At 58.6% G+C, this 12172-nt stretch carries 6 protein-coding genes; 2 read left to right on the top strand and 4 right to left on the bottom strand.

Annotated features, from left to right (window positions below; translation table 11 throughout):
- Nucleotides 1-14: 14 nt before the first annotated feature.
- The 4 genes from FBR45_RS01855 to FBR45_RS01840 all read right to left on the bottom strand — a co-directional run bounded on the left by FBR45_RS01855 (nt 15) and on the right by FBR45_RS01840 (nt 4392).
- Nucleotides 15-1022, bottom strand: a complete 1008-nt coding sequence (locus FBR45_RS01855) for a bifunctional heptose 7-phosphate kinase/heptose 1-phosphate adenyltransferase (protein ID WP_138498814.1) — start codon at nt 1020-1022, stop codon at nt 15-17.
- A 171-nt stretch (nt 1023-1193) separates the two neighbouring features.
- The gene (locus FBR45_RS01850; RefSeq protein WP_138498812.1) at nt 1194-2714 is read right to left on the bottom strand and encodes an NADH-quinone oxidoreductase subunit N; all 1521 of its coding nucleotides are present in this window, start codon (nt 2712-2714) and stop codon (nt 1194-1196) included.
- An 88-nt stretch (nt 2715-2802) separates the two neighbouring features.
- Nucleotides 2803-3615: a TerC family protein gene (locus tag FBR45_RS01845; RefSeq protein ID WP_138498810.1), complete on the bottom strand. Its 813-nt coding sequence runs from the start codon at nt 3613-3615 to the stop codon at nt 2803-2805.
- A 111-nt stretch (nt 3616-3726) separates the two neighbouring features.
- On the bottom strand, nt 3727-4392 hold the full coding sequence (locus tag FBR45_RS01840; protein WP_138498808.1) for a hypothetical protein: 666 nt from the start codon (nt 4390-4392) through the stop codon (nt 3727-3729).
- Between the two features lie 255 nt (nt 4393-4647).
- Here FBR45_RS01840 and FBR45_RS01835 point away from each other — a divergent pair, with 255 nt between their 5' ends.
- Nucleotides 4648-9771, top strand: a complete 5124-nt coding sequence (locus FBR45_RS01835; protein ID WP_138498806.1) for a translocation/assembly module TamB domain-containing protein — start codon at nt 4648-4650, stop codon at nt 9769-9771.
- 5 nt (nt 9772-9776) lie between these two features.
- The gene (gene tamL, locus FBR45_RS01830; protein WP_317128589.1) at nt 9777-12164 is read left to right on the top strand and encodes a translocation and assembly module lipoprotein TamL; all 2388 of its coding nucleotides are present in this window, start codon (nt 9777-9779) and stop codon (nt 12162-12164) included.
- Nucleotides 12165-12172: the final 8 nt, after the last annotated feature.

Genomic DNA, 12172 nt, shown 5'->3' with positions numbered 1-12172 from the left:
AACTATCAGCTAAACTAGACAGCCCGCAGCCCGGTTTCGATAGCTTCCTGCTTCAGCTGCGCTTTGTCAATCGGCACGACGCCCACCGACTCGCAGACCAGTCCACCGCCCAGGTTCGACAGGCCCGCTATAATGGACGGTGACTGCTTCAGGGCCACGCAGCAGGCTGCAATGCTGATAACGGTATCGCCCGCGCCCGATACGTCGGCAATCTGACGGACGTGGGCAGGTAGTTTCAGCGTTTCTCCATTGTAGTCGATGAACGCACCGCGCTCCGACAGGGTAATCAGCGCCCCTTGTAGATTCAGTGTCTCTTTGAGCTGGCTGACCACCGCCCGAAATTCGGTCGCGTTGTCGACGTCAAACTCTACTTTCAGCCCTTCGCGCAGCTCTTTCAGATTGGGCTTGAACAGGGTGGTATTCTGGTACGACAGGAAATTGCGTTTCTTCGGATCAACCACCGTCGGTACGTTCTGCAGGTTGGCAAAGTCGGTGATTTCGGCAATAGCTTCTTTGCTGAGCACCCCTTTGTCGTAGTCTTCAAAGATCACCACATGACAGGATGGAATCAGTTCCTTGGCTTTCTGCACCAGCTGGGCACGCTCGTCGGCAGTAATGTATTTGTCGGTTTCGGTATCGACCCGTACGACCTGCTGCGCGCTGGCAATGATCCGCTCTTTGATGGTGGTGATGCGGGACGATGATCGGATCAGCCCGTCGCAGTTGAGACCCCGGTCGCAGAGCTCCTGTTCGAGCTGATCACCGGCCGTATCCGTACCGATTACCGAACAGATGATCGCTTCGGCCCCCAGGGCCTGTACGTTGAGGAGTACGTTACCCGCCCCGCCCAGCCGGCGTTCACGCCGGTCTACCGTCACAACCGGAACGGGCGCTTCGGGCGAGATGCGTTCAACCCGCCCCCATACGTAGGAATCGAGCATAACATCGCCAACAATCAGAACTCGGAGCCGATCGAACTGATCAAACAACTCATCGAGAGACATATCCAGAACCGGATTCATAAGCGAACTAGTGAAGTGGGAAACCAGCGCATGTCAGACAACACCGACCAACCCCTGGTCGATATGGGTTAGCGGAGCTGCCGGTTTCGCGCGGGCATAACAGGCGCAAAGAAACGAAAACCGGGCGCGTTTTCCGAAGCAAGCCGGGCAGAATGAGCCAGCGGGCCTTACTTACCAGCTCGCAATCAGGCCCGCCAGCCAGTCGGGTTTAAAGAAAAGAGCCAGAATAGGCACCACCAGACCCACCGCCAGCCAGCGTGCGCCCCGGGGCAGTACGCTCGCCGACGCTTCTCCGCCTGCTGTGGATGGCATGGGTCTGAAAAACAGCAGGAACGGGATACGGAGGTAGTAAACGAGTGAAATCAGGGCGTTCAGCAGACCCAGCGCAAACAGGGCCAGCAGCCACGGCTTTCCGCTCAGCTGCCACGCATCGTAGAGAGCCGAAAAGGACAGTAGCTTCGCCGTAAACCCCACCGTTGGCGGCAAGCCCGTCAGGGCCAGCATCACCACCGTCAGCGCCACCGACAAGACGGGCTGTCGGGAGCCCAGCCCCGCAAAATCGCGGATGGCGAGCGTATGTCCCTGGCTGCTGGCCAGCAGATCAATCAGAAAGAACGCGGCCAGCGATATGAACAGGTAGGTGCCGGCGTAGAACAGTACGGCCTCAAAACCCGCTTCGTTCAGGGCCACTACCCCCACCAGCAGAAACCCGGCATGAGCAATGGACGAGTACGCCAGGAGCCGTTTGGCATCAGTCTGCCGCAGCGCCGACAGATTACCGATCAGGATACCCGCCAGCGCCAGTACGGCCAGGGGCGTTTGCAGGGCGCCCACCGTAGCCGCCCCGCTCTCCGACTCGACAGGCAGCGCCGTGATGACCCGCATCAGCACCAGCACCGCAGCGGCTTTGGGAGCTACGGAGAAAAAGGCCGCTACCGGCACCGGCGCAGCTTCGTAGGCATCGGGCGTCCAGACGTGAAAGGGCACGCCCGCCAGCTTGAACAACAACCCCGACAGGGTGAGCAGAACAGCCACCGTCGCCACGGCCGCATCCTGCCGGGCCAGCTCCGCCCCGAAGGCGTCGGCGGTCAGGTCGAGCGTACCGGTCATGCCGTAGAGCAGCGACATCCCGTACAGCATAATGGCCGAGCTGACCGCACCGAAGAGCAGGTACTTGATGCCGCCCTCCGATGCTTTCCGGGTGGTGGTTAGCGCCGTCAGCAGGTATGAGCAAATAGAAACCAGTTCAACACTCAGGTATAGGCTAAGCAGATTGACCGATTGCGTCATCAGAAACAGCCCCAGTGTCATGGCCACCAGCAGCGCATACCACTCGAGCGGCAGTTTACTCGCTGAATTGGCATGCCTATTGGGGCCCATGAGTTGCTCGTACCCCACCACCAGCACCGCGCTCATCGCCACGACAACCTGGAAGAAAAGCGCCTGATTATCGACGTACAGCAGCCGCATGAAGAGAAACCCGCGCCAGGGCAGCAAAACCGCCCATAGTCCGGCTACGACCAGCGTCAGCAGGGTAAGCAGGCCAATGACCCGACGCGCCCGGTGGGGGGTTGCGCGCAGCAACAGTAGCTCAGCCAGCAGCAGCCCACAAAAGGCCACCGATAGCCAGCCGATTGGCCCGAAGCCCCCCAGGCTACTGATAATGTCAGAAAGTTGATCGGAGAGAGACAAATTACGCAGCGGTTCGGAACCGTACCGGGGTCCGGGCCGCACACAGCTGTTTTGCGGCCCGGACCCCGGTACGTTACTCGTTATAGAATCAGATCATTCCGTCGCGCAGGGGCTGCCCTTCGTAGCCGCGTAGCTGAACCGGTTTCTGGGTCTTGCGCAGCCGGATGTTCAGGAACTCGACCAGCAGCGAGAACGCAATTGCAAAGTAGAGATACCCTTTGGGCACCGTACCGATCGGCTGGTTAAAAATAATAACCTCCGACAGGTGGGCCCCTTCGACCACGAGCATAAACCCGATCATGATCAGAAAGGCCAGCCCCAGCATCTGAATGGTCGGGTGCTCGTTGACGAAACGCCCTACCGGCCCCGCAAAGAACATCATAACCAGCACCGACAGCACTACCGCAATCATCATGATGGTTACGTTCTGGGTCAGTCCGATGGCGGTCAGGATGGAGTCGATCGAGAAGACGATATTCGTGATGGCAATCTGCGCCACTACGCTGCTGATCGTTGTCTTACCCGTTGTTTGGCCCGTCACCTCGTCTTCGCCCGGTCCTTCCAGCTTGTGGTGGATTTCGGAGGTCGCCTTGTAGAGCAGGAATAAACCACCCGCAAACAGAATCAGGCTCTGCCCGGTCAGCTCGGCCCGGAACCAGCCCGAGTCGATGTGGGTAAACGGCTTGCTCAGCGAAATAACGAACGAGATTCCCATCAGCAGCAGCAAGCGGAAGCCCATGGCCAGGATCAACCCGATGTTACGCGCCCTGGCCTGGTCTTCGCGGGCCAGTTTGTTGGCCGCGATGGAAATGAAAATAATATTATCGATCCCCAGAACAATTTCCAGAAATGTCAGGGTCAACAGACTGATGATCGATTCAGCCGTAAACAATTCGGTCATAGCATTGAAAAAGTAGGTTGCACAAAACTACCGGCTCCCGACCGGGTGTGCAACCCCTAGTTCAAGAAAGAACCGCCCGCCGGACAAAAGGTTGGCGTATGGCCTGAGCGGTTAGCGACCTGCGCTGTCAGTCGGCTTCTCAACCGTATCGGCCCCGGCGCGGAAAGCGGTTCGTTTGCTGGCCAGCCCATCGCCATCTTTAATAATGCGGGACGTGCCGACCGGAATCAGCTCGTCGCCGGGGTCGTTTTTACTCTTCATGTACAGGGTGGTGTACAGGTTCCGGATACCGTCGCTGGTTATCTCGCCCGAGAAAATCCGGATCTGTTTGGCCGTGGCAGCCCCTGATTTCAGGTCGATTTCGGCAAAAAACGTGAACTGAGTCCCGTTTCCGGCAATGAAGCCCCCCTGCCCCGCGCCGGTCGAGTTGCCTGTTTTCAGTTCTACTTTGGCCCGCTGGTCGGTACTGGTCTGCTCCGAAAAGCGAAGGATCAGATCGGAAAACGCATCGCCCGGCTTGAAGGTATCGTCAGGGCCGTAGGGACTGACCAGCTCATGCGGAGCCGACATGTATATTCCTTCAATAGTGGGTGGCACGGTGCCTTCGTGAATGGGCATGCCGCGCTGACGCAGCTTTTCGATGTCATCCTGCGTAATAATGGACTGAATACTGGCAGAAAATCCTCTGGCTGGGTCGACCTCGTCTTTCGTACAGCTGCCCAGGATCAGCAGACACAAGGCTGGAACGGCCAGCGAAACCCGAAATGGCATGAACATAGCAGTGTTCGTTTAGATTGTTCGCTGATTGGTCGGCCTGGTAGCCATTTGAGCAAACAGACGGCCTGAACATACCCCTTCGATTGAGCCAACGGTAAGCGGATTTAGGCCCGGCGGGGGTGTCAGCCGCTGAAGAAGGCCGGCCCGCGGCTTGCTGGAGTTAGTAACATATTAGCGGTTGTGTGCGTTAACAGAAAAAGTTATGTTGCGTCAACACACCGTCAGGCTGTTTTTGGCCAATCGGAAATCTAACGCATGTCTGCCACTAAAGTACTTGTCCGTGTTCTGCTTGGTCTGCTCGCCCTCGTGCTCCTGCTCGTGGGCTTTTTGGCGTTGGTAGCCACGACACCCTGGGGCCAGCAGCTCGTTACCAAGCAAGTCAACAGCTATCTGGCCGGAAAAATCAAGTCGCCGTTCCGTATCGGCCGCGTCCGCTACAGCATTCCCGACTACATCGAGCTGGAGAATGTCTTCTTCAAGACACCACAGGGCGACACGCTGCTCGACGGAGGCCGTATGCGCGTCGACCTCGACATGTGGGGCTTGGTGTTCGACAACAAGGCAGCTATCAACCAGATCGAGCTGGAACGTATACGCCTGACCATTAGCCGCACCCTGCCCGACACGACCTTTAATTTCCAGTACCTCATCAACGCCTTCGACACCAGCACCGCGCCCGAACCCGCCGATACCGCTGCCACCCCAATGGCGATCAACCTGACGGGTATTTCGCTGAAGGATGTTCGGATCAAATACCGCGACGATGTGGTCGGCGCCGATGTGAACGCGTATGTCGACAGCCTGCGGGCCAACTTCGTCAAGACCGACGTCTATACCTCCCAGTACCATCTGGAAAACGTAGCCATTGACGGACTCAACGCCTACACGCGGCTTTACAACGGGCTACCCACGCCCGATAGCCCGGCATCCGATCCGGCCGACTCGCTCGATATTGGCCTGGGAAAATGGACCGTCAACCGCGCTCAGTGGGATGTACGCGTCGAAACCGCCGACTTCAGCACGAAGGGGAAAGTGGGGCGGCTGGCCATGGAGACAGATTATTTTTATCTGAATGGCCAGAAGATCGGCATCCGCTCGCTCGCTCTGGAGAATGGAGACATTGCCGCCCGCCTGACTAAACCGACCAAAAAAGCCACTACTACCCCACCCACGGCTACCACAAGCTCGGGGGCACCCGGCTGGTTTGCCCGACTGGGTACCGTTCGGCTGGCCAACAACCGAATCCGTTATGACGACGAGACGGCCCCCCGACAGCAAAAGGGACTCGACTACGGCCACCTCGACCTCCAGAACCTAGGCATCGACGGGCAGGCGCTGGTGTACGAAGATCAGGGCGCCCGCGGGCAACGGATCAGCGGGCAGCTTCGGAACGGCCGGTTCCGGGCGTCGAGCGGGTTTACCCTGCAGCAGTTGAGCGGCAACCTGCTCTACACCGACCGAACTACCCAGATTACCAACCTGCTTATCAAGACGCCTACCTCGCTGCTGCGCGACCAGCTCATACTGCGCTACGACTCGCTTGGCCAGTTGAGTATACCGCGCTTTGCCAACCGGGTACAGGTGCGGGTCAACCTGCGTCAGAGTCGCCTGTCCGTAGCCGATGTGCTGCAACTGGCGCCTTTTCTGGCCGATACTCCTCCCTTTGCCGGCAACCCGAAGGGCGTATTCGTGGCCAACGCGCAGGCAACCGGAACGCTGGCGGCCCTCAACCTGCCCCGCTTCGATCTCGACATGCTGTCGGGAACGCACCTGCGGATGGGCGGCCGGCTAACCAACGTAACCGACCCCGAACGGCTGGGCGTTGACCTGACCATTCGGGAGGCTACGACCCGCCTGGCCGATATCAACCAGCTGGCGCCCAAAGGGTCGATTCCGGCCAGTATCGACCTGCCGCCGGATTTTGACCTGACGGGGCGGCTACAGGGACAGCTGAACGATTTGATTATCGACGCCAATCTGCGAACCGACTGGGGATCAGCTGCGTTCGACGGGCGACTGGCCGGGTTCGTGACCGGAAAAAACCAGACTTACAAAGGCACCCTCGACCTGCGGGACTTCGACGCGGGCAAGTGGACCAAACAAACCGGTACCGTCGGCAAACTGACCGGACGCGCTACGGTAGATGGCCGGGGGATCGACGTCAACACCCTGACGACTCGTTTCGATGTCAACGTCCAGTCGGCCGAGCTGACCGGCTACCGCTACCAGAACCTCATTGCCGAAGGCCGGCTGGCCAACGGCCTGCTCGATATCGTCGGTACGCTCCGCGACCCGAACGCCAGCCTGAACCTGGATATGAAAGTAGGTCTGAAGAACCTGACCGCGCCGGAGGCTGGCTTTCCGAGCGTAACCGGCCAGGCCGTCATTAACGAACTGAACCTGCAACCGCTCAAGTTGTACAGCGACCCGCTGTCGGTCAAAGGCCGGATTATTCTCGATATGGCCTCCACGGACCCGGTCCGGCCGGTGGGTACGGTCGAAGCCGCCGACGCGGTGATCACGCTGAACGGAAAGAGTTACCCTGTCGATTCGCTCTACGCCCGGCTGGCAGCCAACGGCACTACGAAGCGGGTGCTGGCTCAGGTGCCGGGCGCCCGGCTAACCCTAAACGGTCAGTTTGAGTACGCCCAGCTGTATGATATTGTAGCCAGTGAGATCAGCCGGTACATCGCGATCCCGGATCTGACGTACAAAAACATTCCGCCCCCCTACGCGTTCCAGGTCGGTCTCAAAGCGTACCAGAACCCGCTTTTCCAGGCGTTCGTACCGGCCCTGACCCGGCTCGACACGGTTCAGCTAACGGCTTACCTCGACAACGCCAACCCGGCCGGTAGCCTGACCGGCTCAACACGCGACACCACCCTGTCGGCCACGATCCGGACGGGTACCATCGTCTACGATACGACCACCATACAGGGCGCCACCCTGGCTATGCAGGCTGTTAACAACGAGTTGAGCCTGAACGGGACCATCAACGGGATTCTGTACGACGGCCTGACGCTGCGCGAAACCGACATTACCGGAACGGCCGCCAACAACCGGCTCCGGTTTGCCGTAGTCAACAAAGACTCGGTCGATAAAGACCGGTTTGGGCTGGCCGGTACGCTCAGCATTGTCGACAAGAACTACCGGTTTCAGTTTGCGCCCAGAGGCCTGCTCACCAACTACGAGCGCTGGGATACCGATACCAGCGGCTTCGCGCAGTACGGAAACGACGGCGTGCTGATCAACCGCCTGCGGCTCGACTCGGGTCCGCAATCGCTGGAGGTCAGCAGCACCGAACCCTACGGCAACGCGCCCATTCGTATTACCACCCGAGCCGTGGAGCTGGGGTATCTGGCGCGGCTGGCGCAGCAGGATACCACCCTGGTTGCGGGCGAGCTGAACGGCACAGTGGTAGTGCGCGACTACCTGGGCGAAGACAATCAGCTGTCGTTCATCGGCTCGATCTACGTCGACAGCCTGGAGGTGATGCAGAAGCCGATCGGTAACCTGACGGCCCGCTTCAGCAACAATTCGGACGGCCGGATTAACGTCAACACGGTGCTGGCCGGGCCCTACAACGACGCTACCGTCAGCGGTTTTTACAACCCGGAAGATCCCAAAGCGGCTCTCGACCTGGCCGTTACCCTGAAACGACTGGACGCCCGCACCATCGAAGCCTTTAGTTTCGGCGAGCTTCGGCAGGCCCGGGGCAAACTGACGGGTGAATTTACCGTGGCCGGATCGCTGACCGATCCGCAAACCAATGGGCGCGTGGCCTTCGACTCGGTTGCGTTTAACATCAAGCAGCTGAACGCGACCTACCGCATTGACCAGGAGCAGTTGTCGTTCAGAGGCCAGACCATTACCCTTAACGACTTCAACGTACGCGATACGCTGGGCCGCACCCTGACCACCGACGGTACAGTGGTTCTGAAGAACCTGCCCAACGCAGCCTATAACCTGCGCGTGCGGGCCAACCAGTTCCAGGTCCTGAACGCAGCCCGGAAAGACAACGATTACGCCTACGGCCAGGCCGCCGTTACGGCCGATCTGCGAATCAAGGGAGCAGGGTCCAATGCATCGATCAATGGGAAAGTACGGCTCGACGATGGCAGCAAAATCTCGCTGGTTTTGCCCGACGAATCGGTCGATGTTAACGAAGCCAACGGCATCGTTACGTTCATCAGCCACAACGACTCGCTGGCGCTGAAAAAATACATCTATCGCCCTAAAACCGACTCGACAACCACGAAACGGCTGGCCTTCGACGAGCTGAGCAACTCAACGATTTCGCTCGATCTGGAGGCCGACGAAAAGTCGGAGCTGACCATTGTGGTCGATGAACTGAACGGCGACTACCTGCGCGCCCGTGGCAATGCCCGGCTCAACGTGGGCGTCAACGCGGCCGGTGAGATCACGGTGTTAGGCCGCTATGACGTTACCGAAGGCGAATACTCGCTGACTTACCAAGTACTGAAACGGCAGTTCAAAATTCAGAAAGGCGGTTATATCAACTTCTCCGGCGATCCACTCCGGGCCGATATCAACATGACCGCGCTCTACGACGTGGCCGTATCGCCCGCGGATCTGATCGGGAACGAATCGACAACGGTCGATGCCAACGCCATCAAGCGGAAACTACCGTTTCAGGTGGCCCTATCGATCAGCGACAACCTGGCCCGGCCCAAACTGGACTTTGACATCCGCCTGCCCGAAATTGAAGACGGCAGCAACAGCGCAGCCAGCAGTCCCTTTGCCACCACGATCGAGAACAAGCTGAAGACGTTGCGGCAGGATCAGTCGCAGATCAACAAGCAGGTATTCGCGCTGCTGATTCTGAACCGGTTCCTGCCCGAAAACACCTCCGACTTTTTCTCGGGTGGCTCAGCGGGCGGGCTCGACACCCAGGCCGAAGGTGTAGCGCGAAACAGTGTCAGCAAACTCCTGTCCGAGCAGCTGGGCCGACTGGCTTCAGGCGTACTGAAAGGCTTCGACGTTGACCTCGACCTGCTCTCGCAAACGGGCAGTGCCAATACGGGCGGTCTGACCAACGGCGCCCGCACCGACCTGAACGTGGGGCTGTCGCGAAGTTTCCTGGAAGGTCGGATTACGGTGTCGGTGGGTCGTAACTTCGTACTCGAAAACGCGGCCCAGAGCGCCACCCGCAATCCGAACGAAGTGTTTGACAACCTGTCGGTAAACTACACCATTACGCGCGATGGACGCTATGTACTGCGCGGCTACCGCCGTAACGATTACCAGGCGGTACTGGATGGGTACGTGATCGAAACGGGCATTGGCTTTATCATTACGGTCGATTATGACACCTTCTCCGACATCTTCCGCCGGTCGCCCGGTGCCGCCCTGAATTGACGTATATGAAAATGAGTTTCCTCACCATAGATCGAGCCAGTATCTGGCCCTACAGGGGTCCGGCCTTGTTTGTGCTGTTGCTGATTACCCTGAACGCCTGTAACGTGGCGAAGCGGCTACCGCCCAACGAACGGCTGTACATGGGCACCGATATTGTGATGCAGGCCGACTCCACCGTGCCCGAGTCGGAACAGGATGCGATGGAAGAGCAACTGACGGCGCTGGCCCGGCCCCGACCTAACAAACAGCTCTTCGGGTACCCCTGGAAAGTAGCGGCTTATTACCTCTTCGGCGAACCCCGCAGCAAGAACGGATTCAGAGCCTGGTTCCGCCGGAAATTCGGGCAGGAGCCGGTCTTCGCGAGTGCCAAGGCTATTTCGTCGAGTATTCCCGTCTGGGAAGCCCGGATGCAGAACGAAGGTTATTTCGACTCGCAGGTAACGGGCGAACTGAAAGAAGAAGGTTACAAAGCCAGAGGGGTTTATACGGTGCAGCTGAAGCCCCGTTTTTACATTGATTCGGTGGCCTTCGTGTTCGACTCGCTGGCGCTGAGCGACACCAGCGCGCGCCGGAATTTTATGACATCGGCCCGCCGGACGCTACTCAAAAAAGGCATTCCGTACCGACTCGACGCCATCAAACTGGAGCGGGAGCGCATCGGTCAGTACATGAAACAGCACGGGTTTTATTACTTCCTGCCCGATTACGTAGCCGCCCTGGCCGACAACGACTCGGCTGCTCACCGGACTGACTTGTACATGTACATCAAGCCGGAGATGCCCGCTGCGGCCGGCGTGCCCTACTCGATCCGGAACGTCTTCATCTACCCGAACTACAACCTGTCAACGGCTCAGCGCGACACGAACCGGCAGCAGGCCTACCAGACCCCCGAAAATCGGTTCAATGTTGTCGACTCGACCGATCACTTCAACCCCAAGCTGTTTCGCGATATCGTAACCGTACTGCCGGGCAAACGCTATAATAGCCGGGCGCAGGACCTGACGCTGTCGCGGTTCGTAAACGTCGGCGCGTTCAAGTTTGTCCGAAACCGCTTCGACCCCGACCAGCAGGGCGACTCGGCCGTTCTCGACGTTCATTATTACCTGACACCCTACCCGACCAAATCCGTTCGGCTCGAAATAGACGGCACCTCGCGCTCCAATAACTTCACTGGCTCGCAGCTTACGCTGAGCTGGCGCAACCGCAACGCCCTCAAACGGGCCGAACTCCTGACCATCAACGCCAACGCCGGTATCGAATTTCAGGTCAACGCGGGCAATCAGGGCATCACGAACTACCGCTACGGCCTCGAAGCACTGCTGAGTTTTCCGCGGCTGGTCAGCCCCATCCGGTTTCGTCAGGATGAGCGCCAGCGGGCCCTGCCCAAAACAAACGTCACCCTCGGGTATCAGACCATTATCCGCGGCAACCTCTACAGCCTTAATTCGTTTCAGACCACCTTTGGCTACTCCTGGCGGCAGAACCAGCAGATTGAGCATTCGTTTCAGCCGTTCAATGCCACCTACGTGCTGCCTTCCAACATCAGCCAGGCCTTTATCGACTCGGCCGTCGAAAATCCCTTTATTTTCCGGCAGCTGGTTAACATACAACGATCCAAACAGCTCATCCTGAGTTCGCTCTACACGTTTAACTACAACTCGTCACCCCGTACGGTTTCGCCTACTACCTTCCGGCTGACCTCCAACGTCGAAGTGGCGGGTAACCTGGCCAATCTGCTGTTCAACAAGCGCGACGAAAACGGCGATAAGGTTATTTTCAACGTTCCCTTCGCCCAGTACGTCCGTTTCGATGCCGACGCCCGGGTTTACCGGCGGCTGGGCTCGAACCTGACCTGGGCCAACCGGCTTTTTGTGGGCGTCGGCCTGCCCTACGGAAACTCGCGGGATATGTCGCTGCCATTGATCCGTCAGTATTTTGTGGGCGGCAGCAACAGCATCCGCGCCTTTCGGCCCCGCGCCATCGGCCCCGGTCTGTTCACCCGCGATACCCTGCAGAACGTGCTCATCACCCAGGACGGCGGGGGCGATATCCGGCTGGAAGCCAATACGGAGCTGCGGCTGAAATTCAACAAGTACATAGAGGGCGCCGTATTTGTCGACGCCGGTAATATCTGGTCTTACTACGCCATCAACGTATTTGGTCCGGAAGCCCAGTTCACCAAACAGTTTTATGAGCAGGTAGCTATCGGTACCGGAGCCGGTATCCGGATCGATCTGTCGTACTTCCTGATTCGGCTGGACCTGGCCACCCCGCTGCGCAAACCGTATAAGGTCGACGGCAGCGAATGGGTCATTAACCAGATCAACCTGCGCGACAGCAACTGGCGCAAACAGAACCTGGTCTTCAACATAGGCGTGGGGTATCCCTTCTAAAAACAGGC

Source organism: Spirosoma lacussanchae (genome assembly GCF_005870035.1).
GTDB lineage: Bacteria > Bacteroidota > Bacteroidia > Cytophagales > Spirosomataceae > Spirosoma > Spirosoma lacussanchae.
This window is presented reverse-complemented; position numbering and strand designations above follow the sequence as displayed.